This is a genomic window from Rhodopseudomonas sp. WA056, assembly GCF_010906995.1.
GTDB classification, from domain to species: domain Bacteria; phylum Pseudomonadota; class Alphaproteobacteria; order Rhizobiales; family Xanthobacteraceae; genus Rhodopseudomonas; species Rhodopseudomonas palustris_G.
On record NZ_QPFS01000104.1, the window covers coordinates 1 to 18070 of the forward strand.

General features: G+C 64.8%; 14 protein-coding genes and 3 pseudogenes. 10 read left to right on the forward strand and 7 right to left on the reverse strand.

Translation table 11 applies throughout. The features are described 5' to 3' along the window. From DU475_RS18080 to DU475_RS18095, 4 genes are all read left to right on the forward strand, one after another. Positions 1 to 370: electron transfer flavoprotein subunit beta/FixA family protein (locus DU475_RS18080; protein ID WP_502706852.1), on the forward strand; the 370-nt coding region annotated here is incomplete at its 5' end. A 24-nt stretch (positions 371 to 394) separates the two neighbouring features. After that, a complete protein-coding gene (locus DU475_RS18085) occupies positions 395 to 1501 on the forward strand; it encodes an electron transfer flavoprotein subunit alpha/FixB family protein (RefSeq protein WP_013504421.1) in 1107 nt (368 codons plus the stop codon). 12 nt (positions 1502 to 1513) lie between these two features. Continuing rightward, on the forward strand, positions 1514 to 2821 hold the full coding sequence (locus DU475_RS18090; RefSeq protein WP_013504420.1) for an FAD-dependent monooxygenase: 1308 nt from the start codon (positions 1514 to 1516) through the stop codon (positions 2819 to 2821). 33 nt (positions 2822 to 2854) lie between these two features. Beyond that, positions 2855 to 3151 (forward strand): ferredoxin family protein, encoded by a 297-nt coding sequence (locus DU475_RS18095; RefSeq protein WP_013504419.1) that lies wholly within the window; start codon positions 2855 to 2857, stop codon positions 3149 to 3151. 320 nt (positions 3152 to 3471) lie between these two features. Here DU475_RS18095 and DU475_RS18100 read toward each other — a convergent pair whose 3' ends face one another. Both DU475_RS18100 and DU475_RS18105 read right to left on the reverse strand, forming a co-directional pair. Then, the gene (locus DU475_RS18100; protein ID WP_164632912.1) at positions 3472 to 4059 is read right to left on the reverse strand and encodes a DUF2478 domain-containing protein; all 588 of its coding nucleotides are present in this window, start codon (positions 4057 to 4059) and stop codon (positions 3472 to 3474) included. 180 nt (positions 4060 to 4239) lie between these two features. Further along, a complete protein-coding gene (locus DU475_RS18105) occupies positions 4240 to 4695 on the reverse strand; it encodes a cupin domain-containing protein (RefSeq protein ID WP_142884247.1) in 456 nt (151 codons plus the stop codon). 104 nt (positions 4696 to 4799) lie between these two features. On the opposite strand from DU475_RS18105, the pseudogene DU475_RS18110 reads away from it, so the two are divergent. Then, a pseudogene (locus tag DU475_RS18110) lies at positions 4800 to 5293 on the forward strand (PLP-dependent transferase); the annotation flags it as partial. 13 nt (positions 5294 to 5306) lie between these two features. Further along, positions 5307 to 6307: pseudogene (gene metA / locus DU475_RS18115) on the forward strand (homoserine O-succinyltransferase MetA). Between the two features lie 70 nt (positions 6308 to 6377). Here metA and DU475_RS18120 read toward each other — a convergent pair. Continuing rightward, on the reverse strand, positions 6378 to 7736 hold the full coding sequence (locus DU475_RS18120) for a lipopolysaccharide biosynthesis protein (protein WP_246700355.1): 1359 nt from the start codon (positions 7734 to 7736) through the stop codon (positions 6378 to 6380). A gap of 102 nt (positions 7737 to 7838) precedes the next feature. Between DU475_RS18120 and DU475_RS18125 the strand changes: the two genes are divergently transcribed. Then, positions 7839 to 8351, forward strand: a complete 513-nt coding sequence (locus DU475_RS18125) for a hypothetical protein (RefSeq protein ID WP_349644212.1) — start codon at positions 7839 to 7841, stop codon at positions 8349 to 8351. A gap of 19 nt (positions 8352 to 8370) precedes the next feature. On the opposite strand, the pseudogene DU475_RS18130 reads toward DU475_RS18125, so the two are convergent. Next, positions 8371 to 9883 (reverse strand): annotated as a pseudogene (locus DU475_RS18130) (glucosamine inositolphosphorylceramide transferase family protein). Between the two features lie 26 nt (positions 9884 to 9909). Continuing rightward, a complete protein-coding gene (locus DU475_RS18135) occupies positions 9910 to 11106 on the reverse strand; it encodes a glycosyltransferase family 4 protein (RefSeq protein ID WP_164632913.1) in 1197 nt (398 codons plus the stop codon). A 282-nt stretch (positions 11107 to 11388) separates the two neighbouring features. On the opposite strand from DU475_RS18135, the gene DU475_RS18140 reads away from it, so the two are divergent. From DU475_RS18140 to DU475_RS18150, 3 genes are all read left to right on the forward strand, one after another. After that, entirely contained in the window at positions 11389 to 13506 is a 2118-nt protein-coding gene (locus DU475_RS18140; RefSeq protein WP_164632914.1) for a GumC family protein, read from the forward strand. Positions 13507 to 13610: 104 nt separating this feature from the next. Then, a complete protein-coding gene (locus tag DU475_RS18145) occupies positions 13611 to 14900 on the forward strand; it encodes an O-antigen ligase family protein (RefSeq protein ID WP_013504410.1) in 1290 nt (429 codons plus the stop codon). A 110-nt stretch (positions 14901 to 15010) separates the two neighbouring features. Then, positions 15011 to 15928, forward strand: a complete 918-nt coding sequence (locus tag DU475_RS18150; RefSeq protein ID WP_142884246.1) for a glycoside hydrolase family 5 protein — start codon at positions 15011 to 15013, stop codon at positions 15926 to 15928. 3 nt (positions 15929 to 15931) lie between these two features. On the opposite strand, the gene DU475_RS18155 is transcribed toward DU475_RS18150, so the two are convergent. Both DU475_RS18155 and galE read right to left on the reverse strand, forming a co-directional pair. Continuing rightward, positions 15932 to 16852 (reverse strand): WecB/TagA/CpsF family glycosyltransferase, encoded by a 921-nt coding sequence (locus DU475_RS18155; protein ID WP_047307470.1) that lies wholly within the window; start codon positions 16850 to 16852, stop codon positions 15932 to 15934. A gap of 226 nt (positions 16853 to 17078) precedes the next feature. After that, on the reverse strand, positions 17079 to 18047 hold the full coding sequence (gene galE, locus DU475_RS18160) for a UDP-glucose 4-epimerase GalE (RefSeq protein WP_349644213.1): 969 nt from the start codon (positions 18045 to 18047) through the stop codon (positions 17079 to 17081). Positions 18048 to 18070 lie beyond the last annotated feature (23 nt).

The window sequence follows — 18070 nt, forward strand, 5'->3', positions numbered from 1 at the left end:
AACGATCGAAGTCGAGCGCCGCTCCGAAGGCGGCGTGCAGGTGCTGCGCAGCAATCTGCCCTGCCTGATCACCATGCTGGAAGGCACCAACCAGGTGCGCCGCGGTTCGATGATCAATGCGCTGAATGCCGCCCGCGCCGAGGTGGTGAAGTGGAGCGCGCAGGATGCCGGCGTCGAGGACATCCAGAAGTGCGGCCTGCGCGGCTCCCCGACGGTGGTGAAGCGCGTGTTCGCGCCCACCCCGCGCGCCGAGAAGGCCAAGGTTGTCGAGGCCGCCGGCCAGCCGCCGGCGGAAGCACTGATCGACGAAATCTTCAAGCTCCGGCCCAAGCTCGAGAACGAAATGTTCGAGCTGGCGCGTGGATTCTGACAACCCGAACAGAGAGCCGCTTCGATGAGCCAGCCCGCCAAGCCTGCCCCGCAGCCCGCCGGACGCGCCGCCGCCAAGAAGGAGCTGCCCGAGCATTTCAAAGCCTATAAGCACGTCTGGGTGTTCATCGAGCAGGAACGCGGTCACGTTCACCCCGTCTCCTGGGAACTGATGGGCTCCGGCCGCCGCCTCGCCGACAAGCTCGGGGTCGAGCTCGCCGCGGTGGTGATCGGCCCGACCGGCGAAGCCACCAGGGCCGCGGTGGCGGAATCGTTCTGCTACGGCGCCGACCTCGCTTACGTCGTGGCCGACGACGTGCTGACGGACTACCGCAACGAGTCCTACACCAAGGCGCTGACCGATCTGGTCAACACCCATAAGCCGGAGATCCTGCTGCTCGGCGCCACCACGCTCGGTCGCGATCTTGCCGGAGCGGTGGCGACCACGCTGCTCACCGGTCTGACCGCGGACTGCACCGAGCTCGAGGTCGATGCCGACAATTCGCTCGCCGCGACGCGTCCGACCTTCGGCGGCTCGCTGCTGTGCACGATCTACACGCTGAACTTCCGGCCGCAGATGGCGACCGTGCGGCCGCGCGTGATGTCGATGCCCGAGCGGGTGGAGAAGCCGGTCGGCCGCGTCATCGAATTCCCGCTCGGCCTGGTCGAAGCCGATATCGTCACCAAGATCCTGGCTTTCGTGCCGGATCGCGACAAGGCGACCTCGAACCTGGCTTATGCCGACATCGTCGTCGCCGGCGGCCTCGGGCTCGCTTCGCCGGAGAATTTCCAGCTCGTGCGCCAGCTCGCCGGCGTGCTCGGCGCCGAATACGGCTGCTCGCGGCCGCTGGTGCAGAAGGGCTGGGTGTCGGCCGACCGCCAGATCGGCCAGACCGGCAAGACCATCCGGCCGAAGCTCTACATCGCCGCCGGCATCTCCGGCGCGATTCAGCACCGCGTCGGCGTCGACGGCTCCGACCTGATCGTCGCGATCAATACCGACAAGAACGCGCCGATCTTCGACTTCGCCCATCTCGCTCTCGTCACCGATGCGATCCGGCTGCTGCCGGCGCTGACCGAAGCATTCCGCAAACGGCTGTCTGCGCACACCCGCGACCGGATCGCGAGCTAACAGGAGGCTGCCATGATCGAAGAACGTTTCGACGCCATCGTCGTCGGGGCCGGCATGGCCGGCAACGCCGCTGCGCTGACCATGGCCAAGCGCGGCATGAAGGTACTGCAGATCGAGCGCGGGGAGTATCCGGGCTCGAAGAACGTGCAGGGCGCGATTCTCTATGCCGACATGCTGGAGAAGCTGGTCCCCGACTTCCGCGAGGATGCGCCGCTGGAGCGGCACCTCGTCGAGCAGCGTTTCTGGATGATGGACGGCAAGTCGCACACCGGCCTGCATCACCGCTCTGAAGATTTCAACGAAGAGAAGCCGAACCGCTACACCATCATTCGTGCGCAGTTCGACAAATGGCTGTCGAGCAAGGCGCAGGAAGCCGGCGCGATCGTGCTGTGCGAGACCACCGTCAAGGAACTCGTGCAGGACGCCTACGGCAAGGTGATCGGCGTGATTACCGATCGCGACGGTGGCCAGGTGCATGCCGACGTTGTGGTGCTGGCCGAAGGTGTCAACGGCCTGCTCGGCACCAAGGCCGAGCTGCGTGAACGACCCACGCCGGAGAACGTGGCGCTGGCCGTGAAGGAAATGCACTTCCTGCCGCGCGAGACCATCGAAACCCGCTTCAACCTGAAGGGCGACGAAGGCGTGGTGATCGAGGCGGCCGGCACCATCTCGGCCGGCATGACCGGCATGGGATTCATCTACACCAACAAGGAGTCGATCTCGATCGGCATCGGCTGTCTGGTGTCCGACTTCCAGAAGACCGGCGAGACGCCCTACGGCTTGCTCGAGCGCTTCAAGAAGCACCCCTCGGTGGCGCCGCTGATCGAGGGCTCCGAGGTGAAGGAATATGCCGGTCACCTGATCCCGGAAGGCGGCTACAAGGCGATTCCGCAGCTCTATGGCGACGGCTGGGTCGTGGTCGGCGACGCCGCGCAGCTCAACAACGCGATGCACCGCGAGGGCTCGAATCTGGCGATGACGTCGGGCCGGATCGCCGGCGAGGCGATCTTCCAGGTCAAGTCGCGCAAGGATCCGATGACCAAGGAGAACCTCGCGCTCTACAAGAAGATGCTCGACGACTCCTTCGTCATCAAGGATCTGAAGAAGTACAAGGATATGCCGGCCCTGCTGCACATCCAGTCGCAGAACTTCTTCCTGACCTATCCGCAGCTCGTCAACAAGGCGCTGCAGAATTTCGTCCGTGTCGACGGCACGCCGAAGATCGAGAAGGAGAAGACCACGATCAAGTCGTTCGTTTCGGCGCGGTCGTGGGGCGGACTGTTCGGCGACGCGTTCCGCTTCGCGCGGGCGTGGCGATAAACCAGCGGGAATCGAGAAAGCGGAGAACGGACGATGACAACGGAAGCCCCGGTTCGCGTCGAAGACAAGCTGTATCAGAACCGCTATCTGGTCGACGTCGGCAACGCTCATATCAAGGTCAAGCCGCATACCAAGCCGTCGCCGGAGTTGCTGGCGCTGCTGAAGATCTGCCCTGCGCATTGCTACGAGTTGAACAGCAACGGCCAGGTCGAGGTGACGCCGGACGGCTGCGTCGAATGCGGCACCTGCCGGGTGCTCGCCGAAGGCGGCGGCGACATCGAGTGGAGCTACCCGCGGGGCGGTTACGGCGTGCTGTTCAAGTTCGGTTGAGCACGAAGCAGCGTCGGCGGCGCGCGCGGACAGCAGAGGCCCGCGCCGCCGAAGCTCATCGCTTCGGCGATAGTTGCTTCATGGCACAACACACACAATGCCCGGGCTGGTCCCGGGCGTTGGCGTTTCTGGATTCGTCCTGCCCTTGAAGCGATGTGTGCTGGCAGCGAGCGCAACCTCATGGTGCGGAGACGCGTAACGCCGTCTCGAACTATGCGCCACAAGTGATGCGATGAAGCGCGGCGAATAGAGAGCGAAACACCTGGGCAACCGAAGCGCCTCGATCATGAGGCTGCCGAGGATGCCGGTCTGCTATCGCTTCACGCTGCCGAATTGAACACGTGCTGTGGGCCGACAGTGCTGCGCCGCACTCCAAAGCCGCGGCGGGCCAGCCATTGCTGAATGCGGGGCGATTCCAGGGATGCTTCTTCGGCGAGGCCGCTCGTGAAGCAGCGCCACGGTGCGAGATGTCGCTCCGGAACGCCGACGATGACCGGAATCCCTTGATCCACCGCATCGCTGATCACGTCGCTGAGACCCCCGCCGTCGGCTTCGAGCTTGCCGAATTTGTTGACGATCAGCAACTCCGGCGCGTTACGGAACGATGCCGCGATCAAAGCGGCGGCTTCCTGCACGGCTTCTGGATCGATGCGGCAGCCGTGGGGCTGCTTGCCGCGCTCTTCTGCGAGTTGAAGGATGAAACGGGAGGACAGCTCCTCGACCTCCATGTCGCAGCGCGGCGTGCCATCGTCGACAGCGCCCTGATACGGCACCAGACCCGCGACCACCACGCCGGCGTCGCGCAAGCGGCGGCCGAGATCCGACATCAGCCGGCAAGCGGCTGCGCCATCGGTGTACACGATTGCGAGGATCGACGGTCGTCCCGACTTGCCGTGAGAAAAGTCCATCGCGTCTGCTTTGCCCCAAATGCGACTTTCGCCTTAGGACATGCCAGAACCCGCAAACTGCTTCTTTGCGTCAAATCAATCCGACTTCAGTAGGGCTGGCCGAACGAAAACGGCGGATCGCCGCGCGATCCGCCGTCTGATTTGATTTATGCGGCCTTGCGCCGCGGAATCGGGATTGGTTCAGTTGGCGCCGAGCAGCGATTGCGCCGGCCGGTTGGCGGATGGCAGCAACATCGAGCGCAGCTTGACGAACACCCGCACCGCCAGCGCGACCAGCCGCGGCTGGGTGCGGCGGCAGAACGCAATCTTGCGGATGTGACCTTCGACATGCCAGCGCGCGCTGGCGCCGTCCTTGAAAAAGATCACGTCACCCGGACCGTAGCGCTTCGCCGGCATGCCGGCGCTTTCGATCACCACCGAGCCTTCCAGAATGCAGATCGTCTCGTCGATGTCGTAGTGCCAGTTGAACTTGCCCTCGGTGCACTGCCAGATGATCGTCGACGCCATGCCGTCGGCGCTGCGCGACAGCGTGCAGTTGGTGGCGACCGGATTGCCTTCGATGATCCACGATGGCTCGATCGGCGCCGGCTTCAATTCGATGTCGGTGCGCGAGGTGACGATCAGGTCGTTGGGCATCATGGCGTCTCCTGCTGATTGTTTGTTGGATTGCGATGCTGGCATCGGAGACTAGTTCGGAAATCTGCTGCTAAGCGGCCTTGGCATGCTGCCAGCGCAGCACGAGCTGTGCGACGGTCTTCAACGCCTTCCTGCTGCTGCAAGGAATCGAGACGGTAGCGCTGCGGATGGAGCGGCACGTCGAGAACGCCCGCAAGGTCGCCGAATCCTTACGCGACGATCCGCGTGTCGCCTGGGTCACTACACAGGCTTCCGGGACAGCCCGTATTACCCGCTGGTGCAGAAATATCTCGACGGCCGTGTGTCGTCGCTGTTCACCTTCGGCATCAAGGGCGGCATGGAAGCCGGCAACGCGTTCTACGGTTCACTCAAGCTGATCACCCGGCTGGTGAACATCGGCGACGCCAAATCGCTCGCCTGTCATCCGGCCTCCACGACGCATCGCCAGATGTCGGCCGAGCAGCAGCGCCAGGCCGGCGTGTTGCCGGAGACGATCCGGTTGTCGATTGGCATCGAGCACATCGCCGACATTATCGAAGATCTCGATCAGGCGCTCGCAGCGGCCTGCGGTTCGCAGCCGCGTCTGGCTGCCGAATAAGCGGCACCGGCTCATGAGTCTGCTGTTCGACAGCGCCGACCCGATCATCAGCCCGGCGTTGACGCCGGATGACGTCGGCGACGAACGACGCAGGCGAGCACTGCGGGATCATCGCAGGCCGATCGAGATCGGTCTCGTCAACAACATGGGTGATGCGGCGCTGCGCGCCACCGAGCGGCAGTTCGCGCGGCTGCTGCGCGACGGCGCCGGCGAGCGGCGGGTTCGGCTGCATTGTTTCGCGCTACGGTCGATACCGCGGTCGGCCACCGCGCGCCACCGAATCGACAGCCTGTATTCCGACATCGGCGATCTCGGCCGCGTGCCGCTCGATGGCCTGATTGTCACCGGGGCGGAGCCGCGTACATCGGCCCTGCGGGACGAGCCATATTGGGACGAGTTTCGCCGGCTGACGGATTGGGCCGAAGCCAATACGCGCGCGACGATCTGGTCGTGTCTCGCCGCCCATGCCGCCGTCCTGCATCTCGACGGCATCGAACGGCGGCGACTGCCGTGGAAGTGCTCCGGGGTCTATGCGGCCGAGCGGCTGAGCGATGATCCGATGCTGGCCGGTCTGCCGACGACGCTGCGGTGTCGCATTCGCGGTTGAATGGTCTCGATGCGGACGAATTGTGCGACGCTGGCTACGACGTGCTGACGCGGGCGGAGGGAGCGGGTGTCGATGTGTTCACCCGACGCGACGGCAGCCGCATGGTGTTCTTTCAGGGCCATCCGGAATACGATGCGACGACGCTGCAGCGCGAGTTCCTGCGCGATCTCGGCCGCTATCTTGCCGGCGAGCGCGACGATTGTCCGGCTCCGCCGGAAAACTATTTCCGTGCTGAGATCGAAGCGCGGCTCGCCGCGTTTTGCGATCGTGCGCGGATCGGTCGCCGACCGGATATGATCGCCGAGCTGCCGTCCTTGGCGCTGCGGCCGGGTCTGGCCGCAACACTCGAAGCCTCCGCGGCGGCGCTGTTCCGCAACTGGCTGTCGGTGATCGCGGCCGAGATCTGAGTTTCGCGACGGTCGGAGACGGCCGGCTTCGATTGTCGGTCCTGGCTTGCGCGAACCACCCTGGTTTGGACTACTCGGCCGGCTGCGATAGCCGGCGCTGCCGCCATCCCGTCAGAAGCCGTAGCACCGAGCCGTCGATCCCGGTGAGGCGAATCGAGGCGCTCCGCATCAGCAGCGCGAGCGCAATGAACGAAATCGCGGTCGCCGCCACCGCGCCGGAAATCCCGAACAGCGGGATCAGCACGAAGAATCCGACTGCCCGCATCAATACCGTGCCGGCGATGATGGCCAGATACCGGCCCTCATGCCCGGTCAGCATCAGGATCGAACCGCAGGGGCCCGCTGCAGCGACCGCGGCGGTGCCGGCGGTCAGGATGCCGAGCGTGGCGTAGTACGGCACGTAATCGGGATTGAACAGATACAGGATCCAGTGACCGCCGCCGAGCACCAGCATCAGTCCGCCGGCGACGATTGCCAGGGTCATCAGGGCCACCGAATCCAGCAGACCGTCGAGTTCGCGGTGCTGGCGGCCGTAGTACAGGTTCGGGATATGTCGGGTGGAGAAGATGTACACCGCCCCGGTCGCCATCGCGAAGGCGTTCGCGACACGCGTGATGACGAAATATGCGCCGGCGACCGTCGGACTCATCAGGTAGCCGATGATCACCACGTCGGCGTATTGATTGGCCGCTTCCAGGCTGACGGAGACCCACAGCTTGGCCGATCGCGCACACCAGATGCGCAGCTCGAAGGCGGAATGCGCGCGGCCGATCTGCGGGAACTGCCGGCGAACCTGCCGCAGCAACAGCGCCATCTGAACCATGATGGTGACGCAGGACGCCGCCGCCATGGTCAGGAAGATGGTGTGGATCTCGATCGTCGCGCCGAATGCAACGCAGCCGAGCAGATACAGGATCGGGCAGGTTGCGACCAGCAGATAGGTCAATCCGTCGCCGACCCCGACGCCGACGGCGCCACGGGCGGCGTGCGCGGATGTCAGCATCAGCGCAAAGCAGAACAGGTAAGCGGTCGCGGACAGCGCCAGCAGCGTATCTTGCTCGGTCGACACCCAGACGAAGAAAGGCAGGCTGACGAGAATGCCGCCGGCGAGGCAGGCGAGCGCCGTGAAGATCACCACACCCTTCAGCATCGCCTCGTTGCCGGCGGTGGTGTATTCGCTCCACGACCGCATGATGAAGATCTGCTGGCCGAAGGTGGCAATGACGCTGAGCAGGCCCGCTGCGCTGAACAGGATCGAATAGGTGCCGAAATCGTGCGCGTTGAGCGTTCGCGCAGCGAGCGTCACAAGTGTCAGATTGACGAGGGTGATCATCACCCGCAGCGCGAGAGCGCCGGTCATCGCGCGAATTCCGGCGTTGTTGCGCAGGTCGATCAATCTTGCGAACGTCGCAGCGAACTTCAAAGTCATCAACCTCGCCGGGACCGACCGGCCCGTCTTCGAGCGGAACAGGATTGTTCCGGCGGCCGGATCCGCAACCGGGTTCACCACGTCCGCAGTGACGCCGCCGCCGTGCTGGCGCGCCAGAACAACTTATCCTATTTGAACGATCTGCGAGCCGATCCCGAACGACAATTGTCGATAACGGTAAAGACGCTCGGGGACGTGATGAAGCAGAGACGCTTCGTCGTTAACCATGGGCTCGCCAGCGCGGACGTCGGATCGATGAACAGCAGTGCCATCAGGTTTGATATTCTCCTGCGGATTGCAGCCTGGGCTTGCCTGGCCGGAATTGCGTTCGCAACCCTGAGCCCGATCGGACTGAGGCCCACCACCGGGGTATCGCCGTCGATCGAGCGGTTCGCCGCGTTCGCTCTGGTCGGCGCGTTGTTCGCTGCCGCCTATCCGCGCTACATCCTGTTCGCTGCCGCCATCGTGATCGGTGCGGCGGTCCTGCTCGAGCTGATTCAATTGCTGGAACCGTCTCGACACGGACGATTGTTCGACGCCAGCGTCAAGCTCGCCGGCGGAACCCTCGGGCTTGCCGCAGGATCGATCGTCGGCCGGTGGTTGCGGCGACGCTGACTGCCGTAGCCAACTCTCTTCAGCGCGCCCCGACCGCGAGGGTGTCGTTCGCCCGTGCAATCATGCGCAGGCTGGCGATCTTGGGCTGGATCACGCTGCCGTCGATCAGTTCGAGCCGACCGCAGCGATTGAGGGTGTGCAGCTTGCGACCCGGCCATCGCGGGCCCGGTTCTACAACATGTCGCACGGTCTGCGCGAAGGTCTCCGGCGACAGCTCGGTGATCTCGGCGAGGCCCAGTGCGCCGCCATAACCGCGCGTGCAATCCTGGACCGGCCGCCACAGTCGGCCTCCCTGCCGGACGAAATGCCCCGCAGGACGCGCGCTGGCGCGGTCGACCAGGGCCGGCCGGATCGCGTGCGGACGCCACGGTCCGAACAGGTCGTCGGCGAGATAGATCGAAAGCGTATCGGAGTAGCCGCCATCGCGGTCATCGTCACGGGTCGCGCCGAACAGATAGTGACGTCCGTCGTGCTGCACGATGGTGGCGTCGGCCAGCTCCACGCCCGACAGCAGCGTCGCGTGCCGTTCCCAACGACCGGGAAACGCCACGCAGCGATAGATCGAGACGTCCCTCTGCACGCTGCTCTCCGGAATCATCCACAGCTCGTCGCCGTGCGCGATCAGAAACGGATAGGACAGGTGCCACGGCTCTTCGAGCACCGGAATGGCTCCGCCGATCGGGCCGGATTCACCGAACTCGATCGCCGAGATCGTGCCCTTGCCGACGCGGTGGTCGAGCTCTTCGAAGAAGACGCAGGTGCGGCCCTTCCACGTCACCGCGAACGGATCGGCATAGAACCGGTTGGCCGGGCTCGGTATCGCTTGCCAGTCCGGGCCCGACAGATCGGCCGAGCCCCAGATTCCGGCGTCGTCGGTGTGACGCCAGCCGATCCGCCAATGCGGCGCATAGCAACACATCCGGTAGATCGCTTTGGCGACCGACAGCGCGAGGTTGCGGGCCACGAAGCCTGGCGCGGAATGCGCGTGACCGAGATGGCCGCCGTCGCGGCGGATCGTCAGCGGCCGCGCACCGCTCTCCAGCACGCCCTTCATCAGCGTGGCGGTGCGGGCCATGGTCGCACCGAGTGCACCGCCGAGCCCTTGGGCGTTTTCGCCGGAAGGCTGCCCGGACCACATCACTGTGCCGCTGATCTCGTCGCAGATCTCGATGACCGGCAGGTCGCCTGCAAGGATCGCGGCGAATGCCGCATCTTCGCCGGCCTGGCCGTCGAACAGCGGACGCAGATAGAGCCGCGCCGGACATTCGGGTTCACGTGCGACAGCGGTGAAGTCGATGACGATGTCGGGGCGCCCGTGCGCGGCGTTCGGTGCCTGCAACAGCGCAGGATCACGATCGCCGCCGCAGCAGCATCCGTTCGAGATCGAGCAGCGCCTCCAGGCCGGGCGGACGCTCGGCGCCGGTCGCGATCCAGGAGATCTGCGTCGTCCGCGCCTGGCTCGTCAGAAGATCGATCAGATGGCGCATCCATGATCGTGGACGCTGGCGGTCGAACCGAAGCTCAACGATCATAAGTCAATCCGTCAAAGAACAATTGCTTACATCGCCTGTTCGACAATCCGCACGTAATCGTCGACCATGACGTCGACAGAGTATCTGGTCCTCAAACCTTCGCCACTGCGTTGAAGTCGCACCCTCAGCTCCGGGTCGTCGAGCACCGCGGCGATCGCCGCTCCGAGCGCGTCGTTGTCGGAGGCATCCACGAACACCGCAGCCGGCTCACCCTGATACGCCAGCACCTCGCGCAGCACCGGCAGATCGTTGGCGACCACCGGAATTCCCGCATGCGCGGCCTCGACCGCGGCGAGCCCGAAGGTTTCGGCCAGTGAGGGGAACACGAACACGTCGAGGCACGCCAAGAAATCAGCGATCTGCTCCGGCGAGATCTCTCCGATGAAAGACACCCGGTCGGCGACGCCGAGCTGTTCCGCCAGCGCGCGCAGCCGCGCTTCGTCCGGCCCGTTGCCCGCCAGCGCGAGCCGCCAGGTGGGATGCGCCGGCAGCACGCGGATGCTGGCGTCGAGCTGTTTCAGCGGATGCAGCCGCGCCGCCGTACCGAGTACGACGCTCTCGATCGGCAGAGCGAAGCGGCGGCGCGCTTCAGTTCGGGTCAGGGTCGAGTGCTTCTGATCGAAGCCGTGCGGAACATGGGTCAGGCGTTGGCGGTAGGAAGCCGGATAGTGCGAATAGTCGCGCAGCATGTCCTTTGAGTTCACCGTGATGGTGTCGAACACGCCGAGTCGACCCATCATCCGGTCGAGCTTCTGCAGCCAGCCGGGCATCGTCAACCGGGCCGAAACCTGATTGGCGATCACCGGAGCCGGACTCACCAGCCGCGCGATAGCGCCGCCGATCGCATTGCCGTAGTGCTGAAATGTCAGGATCGCATCCGGGCGCGTCGTGCGGATCCGGCGACCGAGGGACACCAGGAAGCGCAGGAACGACAATGGATTGCCGGGCCGGCGCGGCGCGCAATAGGTCGTATTCGCCGGCTCGTCGAAGCCGCGCGACTGCCGGAAGAAGAACAGGTTGTGGACATCGTAGCCGCGCGCCGCCAGCCCGGCACCGACGAGGCGCGAGATCTCCTGTGCACCCGCGTTCTCGGCTTGGGTCTGGATCAGAAGAATGCGTGTCGCAAGCCCCGTCGTGCGCCGGCTCGAACCCGCCGAGGCGGGAGCTACATTCGTGACGAGCGCTGCACCGGTGCGATCTGATCGCGGCGCCTGATCGCTCATCGAACACATCTCGCGAAACACTCGTACATGGACTGCGTCGGTGACCCCATAAGATTAATAAAACGTGTACCGCTCGGTGCGGCGCCTTCACAGGCGCTGAGTCCCGGAGGACGCGCAATTTCTAAAGACGCGGTTAACCCTCCGACAATATCTGCGCCGCGGCGTTTCTTTGAAGGCACAGTTCAGGATCATGGCGCGGGCGTGGCGGAGTAACCCGCAATTAACCGTAGAAATTTACTTTGCGATGAGCATCCCCGGGTCGGGGACGAGTGGAGCGTTGTAGTGCCCGTTTCTCCGACAGCCAGCGACAAGGCGCCGACCGAGCGGCGCGAGGTGTCGGCGTCCTGGCAAGGCGTCGGCGGCGACGCTCGCGGTGCCGCCGAAGACGGATTGTCGGTCGCGCGTATCGCTGGTTTCTTCTTGGACAATGCCAGGCGGATCGCTGTGGCGGCGGCGGTGCTGTTTGCGCTCGGGATCGTCGGGCTTTGGCTGGTGCCGGCGAAGTATGCAGCGACGGCGCTGGTCATCGTCGATCCACGTGAACAGCGCGTTACCCCGGATCAGGAAGTGCTGCCGGGGATAGGCCAGGACGCTGCGGCGTTGCAGAGCCTGGTGGAGATCGCCAAGTCCGACGGCTTTCTCGAACCGCTGATCGACAAGCTGAAGGTCGCCGACGATTACGAAATCTCCGGTGGGGAAACCGATCGGGCCCGGGTTCTGGAGAAGTTCCGCAAGCATCTCGAGATCGCGCGCCGCGGGCTGACCTACGTCATTGCGATGACCTTCGTCTCGAAGGATCCGCAGCGCGCCGCCGACTATGCCAACGCGATCGCATCGGCATTCGTGGCCAGCCAGACCAACACGCGCACCGTGGCGACCGACGATGCAGCCGCCTGGCTGAACTCCCGCCTCAAGACGCTGAGCGACAAGCTGCGAGCGTCGGAGGATGCCATTGCGGCCTTCAAGACGCAGTACCGTATCGTGGATGCCGGAAAGGAAAGCACCACACGTCAGCTCCGGGTCACCGAGCTCACCCAGCAGGTGTCCGCGGCACGGCTCCAGGTCGAAGAGGCCAGGGGGCGCTACGAGCAGGCGCAGCGCGATCTGAAATCGGATGTCGACGGATCGACCGGCTCGAAGTCGGATCTACTGACCGCGTTGCGGGCCCAGCTCAATCAGCTCAACGACCAGATCGCGCAGAAGCGCGCCGTGCTCGGCGATCGACATCCCGACCTGGTGATGTCCTACAACCAGCTCGCCGAACTCAAGCGGCAGATCGAAGTCGAGCGCAGGCGCCACGTCGCGAACGCGAAGTCCGACTACGAAGCGCTGCTCGACAAGCAGAAGACGCTCGAGGCGCAGTTGAAGCAGCTCGAAGGCGACATGCTGACCGATGCTCAGGCCGCCGTGAAGCTCCAGGAATTGCAGCGCGAGGCCGACGCGAACCGTGCCATCTATGAACAGTTTCTGGCACGCTACAACGCCACCAATCAGCAGCGGCTGCTGCAGGCGACGCAAACCAAGGTGGCGTCGCTCGCAACGCCGCCCAGTCGATCCACCCGGCCCCCGTTGTCGCTGATGCTGGCCGTGCTGACGATCGTGTCGCTGTTCGGCGGGGTGGGGTTCGCTGTGGTCATGGACAGAATTCGGCCGCGTGCCGGGGGCGACGAAGACAAGGCAGAAAGTGTTGCCAGCCAGGGGCCGGCCGCCGCTGAGGTGGCCTCCGAACCTCATCCGATCTCCGGCGGTGCCGCCATCCCGCCGCCGACTCCGATCACCTCGCGGCCGCGCCCTCCCGGGCCGCCGGATGTGAGCGCCGCCGGGGCCGCTGTGCAGCCGGGATTTCCCGACATACCGGTCTCTGTGCAACGGATTCTCGATACCATCGGCGTCAAGACATCGGATCGTGGCAGAGTGGTGCTGGTGACGTCCGCCGACGCTGCGAGCGGTGGTGCGGTGGCGCGTGCGCTCAATCAGGCTGCCGTCGATCGCGGTCTGCTCAGCGTCGTGGTCGAAGTCGCCCCCGACTCGGCCGCGCTGCAGGCGGGGTCTGCAGCCGGACGAAGCGCGGCGGTTCGTACCCTGAAGACGAGCGTGCGCAGCCTGCTTCGGCTGCTGAGTGCAGCGCCTGACGATGCAGCGCAGGATGATATTCGCAGCGAGTTCGACCTGGTGTTGATCGACGCGCCGTCACCGCGGGCGTGCCCGGAGGTCGCCCAGCTCGCCGCGCACACCGACTACAATCTGCTGGCAGTCGGGGCGATCTCGAACGATCCCGGCGCGATCCAGCACGCGCAGGCGAGCCTGTCGCGGTTCGGCCGCGCTCCGATTGCCACCGTCACCAATCAGATCGGCGGTCGACCGGCCGCGGAGCGCTCCGATACGCGGCTCGCCGGCTGACAGGGACAAGGACGACCCGGGGATCTGGTCTCCGGCATCGATCGCGGTTGTCGGGCCTGTCCGTCCGACATCCCGTGCGGGTTACGGGAGCACTGGATCTCGACGTGACGTCAGTGGGTTGGACCGCCCTCGATCAGGGGGCCCTGTTCGAGACGCGCGCGCGAGTCGCGATCCGATGGCTTGTGGCCATGATCGTGCTGGTCTCGATGGGCGTCTTCAGTCCGGCGCTGGTTCCCGAAGAACAGGCCGTCTTGCAGCAGGTCGCGGCGCTCGGGCTCTGGTCGCTCGTGATCGCCGTTAGTTTCCTCGTCACCCCGATCGCCCGCCTCGCACTCACCGCCGACGTCGTCGCAGTGTTGGGATTCTACGTATTTGCGATGTTGTCGGCATTTTGGTCCGATCTGACGCCGCCCACCTTGATGAAGGCGGCGGCGATGTCGATCACCACGTTCGGTGCCTATCGGTTGGCGATGCGGATCGACATCGACGACATCCTCGCCGCGGCGACCTTCGCTCTGTTCCTTCTGGTCGGCAGTTCTGTCCTGGTGGCGTTGTTCATTCCAAGCATCGGCGTCAACGACAGTTGGATGCACGCGGGCCAATGGCAGGGCGTGTTCGCATCCAAGCAGGCTCTCGGCATCATCAGTGCCCACCTGGTGCTGTTTGCGACTTACCGCAAGATCACCGGTGGCGGCTGGCTCGTGTTCCTGCTGATGCTCGCCGTCGGAAGCGCGGGTGCGATCGGCTCCGGTTCTCGTGGCGGTGGCGCGCTAACAGTAGCCGCCTGCGTGGCCCTCTATCTGTGCGGGCGATCGATCACGCTGATGAGAGTTCTCGCCCTGGGACCGCTGCTGCTGAGCGCAGTCGCCTGCCTGATGATCGCCTACATCTATTTTACCGGATACGACGCGTTCCGCATCGGCGACACCAGCATCGACTTCACCGAGCGGACATTCATTTGGCAATATGCCTTGAGCCACTTCAACGATGCGCCCGTTGCCGGATTCGGTCTGAACGGCTTCTGGACCGTCAAGTCACTGTACGACTACTACGAGCAGAGCCACGGCTGGGTGCTGGACAATTTTCATAGCGGCTACGTCGCGGTGCTGGTGGAGACGGGCCTGATCGGGTTCACTCTGTTCCTGACCAGCACCGCACTGGTCACCGTGCGCATCTTGATGTCGATCCGCGACCGAGCGATCATGCGTACGCACTGCACGCTGGCCATCGTGTTTCTGCTTTTGAGCTATCAGATCAATCTCACCGAAACCAACTTCCTGCGATCGACGTCCTTCATGTCGATTCTTCTCATCGTCGTTCAGTTGATGGTTTGTAGTTTTCCTGCCGCGTCGACCCGGCAGGAGAGCGCGGCGCAGGAGCGATCCCGATGCTGAGAGGCGGCGGGATTGCTCGACTGATCGCGACCATGCTGTTGGCCTCCGCCGTCGTTGCGCCGGTTGCCGGCGCCACAAGGGTCTCCGACGATTTTGCAATGGCGTCGCGCATGGCGCGGGGCGTCAACATTCTCGGCTATGACGGCATATGGGAGGGCGGCGTCGATGCGCCGTTCCGATTGGATCATCTCGACAAGATCAGGCAGGCCGGGTTCGACCACGTCCGCATCAATCTGTTCGGGTTCAAGTTCATGGACAGCGCCGATCGTTTGAGCGATGTCTATCTGGAGCGGCTCGATCTGGTGATCCACAGCGCGATTTCGGCCGGGCTCATTCCGGTGATCGACGCGCACGATACCGAGACCTGCCAGATCCAGATCGACGTCTGCAGGCGCAAGCTTGCGGCGTTCTGGCGCCAGGTCGCGGACCGCTATGCGGGGCAGTTTCCGAGTCTGGTGTTCGAGCTGCTCAACGAGCCCGGCGGACATATGACGATCGCGCAGTGGAACAGTCTGTTGCGGGAATTGCTCGCGACCGTGCGCAGCAGCAATCCTGAACGCATCGTCGTCGTTGCTGCGCTGAACACGCCGGAGGCATCGATCGAATCTCTCGAACTCCCTGCCACGGATCGACGGATCATCGTGACCTTCCACTACTACGAACCATTCGACTTCACCCATCAGGGGGCGCCCTGGTCGGAGAGGTTGGCAGGACTGCCGGCGAGGGAGTGGGGCAGCGAACAGGACAGGGCCAAGGTCGCCGCGGATTTCGATCGCGTACAACGGTTTGCCGCACGCGAAGCGCGTCCGGTCTATCTGGGGGAGTTCGGTGTCTATGAGCGGGCGCCGCGGGCCAGCCGGTTGCGCTATCTCGATGATGTTGCGCGGGCCGCGGAGCGGCGCGGTTGGCCGTGGGCTTATTGGCAGTTCGACCACGATTTTGCGCTGTTCGACACCGAGCGCCAGATCTGGCATGCGGACGTTCTGCGCGCACTGATACCCCCGCGCCGGCCGCTGCGGCGCGACTGATCTCTACCGCGACCGTGTGAGCAGCAAATACATCGCATAGGGATTGGTCTTGAGATAGCGCACGCCGAGCCTGCGCGGCTCCAGCGCCATCCGCCACAACCACTCGAGGCCGACCTTCTGCATCCACTGCGGTGCGCGCGGCTTGGAGCCCGACAGGAAGTCGAACAGGCCGCCGGAGGTCTTGATCACGCCGACAGTGGTGAGGCGATGGCGGTTGCGGACCACGAACGCCTGCTCCCGCGGCACGCCCATCGACACCCACAGGATGTCGGGCGCCAGCGCGCCGATCTCACGGCACACCGCGATCTCCTCGGCCTCGTCGGCGAAATACCCGTGGCGATGCCCGACCAGGCGCAGTCCCGGATAGCGGCGTTGCATGCGCTCGACGGCGAGCTTGTTGGACGCCTCGCTGGCGCCCAGCATGTACATCGTCGCGCCGCGCCTGCAGGATTCCCGGGCGACCTCGTGGAACAGGTCGGTGGTGGCGACGCGCTCCGGCAGCGACTGGCCACAGCGGAACCGCGATACGAACACCAGCGGCATACCGTCGGCATGGATGGCGTCGGCCTCCATCACCAATCGACGCTCGTTCTCGTCCACAGCGCAGCGGTAGGTGACCTCGCCGTTGGCCGACGTCATATAGGCCGGGAACCTCCACAATCCGCGGCGGTGCAACGCTTCGTCGACCATGGCGCGCGCCGTCTCGGCTTGATCGCTCACCACGATCGGCAGGCCGCCGAGCAGCACGCGAGGCCATTGGCCGAACCGTTTGCGGCGGCGATCGCCGGAGACGCGGCGTTCGCCGTGCGGCAGATGCCGGTCGAACGGAATCCAGAACGCAGCTTTCCTGCGGTCCGACTTGCGCCGATCGGCGCCCGGCGTCGTCGCAGCCGGCTTGTCGCCGCCATCTTGCGCGTTGGACATTGCTCTTCCCAGCGATCATCAGATCGATCGATTTTGCGGCAGAACAATCGATCATTCGAGCAAGGGAAGCAACCTTCGACGAACCGTGCCCGCTCAACAAGGTAAAGTGGTTAAGGCCGCATCGCCTGGTTCGCAGAAAAGCTGCGATAGCTGTCCTGCGAACGCAGGCGGCTGTGCCGATTTGGCGCGACGTGCCGTGTTGAGACAGCGTTCGGCAGATGCCGGGTCAACCGAGGCGGCGCTCCCAGGCGAGCGCGTGGCGCACGATGGTCTCCAGGTCGTCGTAGCGCGGCGTCCACCCCAGGATGTCGCGCGCGCGCTGATTGGCGGCGATCAGCGCCGCGGGGTCGCCGGCGCGGCGGCCCTTGAACCGAACCTCGAAATCGGAACCAGAGACGCGTTTCACAACCTCGATCACGTCGAGCACGGAGTAACCGTTCGCGTAGCCGATGTTGCAGGTGATGCTGGGCTTGCCCGAGCGCAGATAGTGAAGCGCGTCGAGATGCGCCTGGGCTAGATCCGACACATGCACGTAGTCGCGAATGCACGAGCCGTCGGGGGTCGGATAGTCGGTGCCGTAGACGTCGAGCCCCGGCCTCTTGCCGAGCGCGGCCTGCACAGCGAGCTTGATCAGGTGGGTCGCGTTCGGTGTCGACTGGCCGGCGCGGCCCTGCGGATCGGCGCCGGCGACGTTGAAGTAGCGCAGAGCCGCGTAGCTGAACGGGTGGGCCTGAGCCACGTCGGCCAGCATCCATTCGACCATCAGCTTGGAGCGGCCGTAAGGGTTGATCGGCTGGGTCGGATCGCCCTCATCGACCGGTGTGCGCTCCGGCTCCCCATAGACCGCAGCGGTCGACGAGAATACCACATGCGGAATGCCGCGCTTGATCGCGCAATCGAGCAGCGTGCGGGCGTTGGCGGTGTTGTTGCCGTAATAGGCCAGCGGTTTGGCGACCGATTCCGGCACCACGATGCTGGCGGCGAAATGAACGATCGCCTCGATCGGGTGCTCGTCCATGATCCGGCCGACGAACTCGGCGTCGCCGACATTGCCATCGAACAACGGCACCTCGACCGGCACCACGGCGCGCGAGCCGGAGGAAAGATCATCGATTACCAGCGGGCGTTCGCCGGCGCCGAGGAGCGCCAGCGTCATGTGGCTGCCGATATAGCCGGCGCCGCCGGTCACGAGGATGTCGGGTGTGTCCCTCTGGGGCG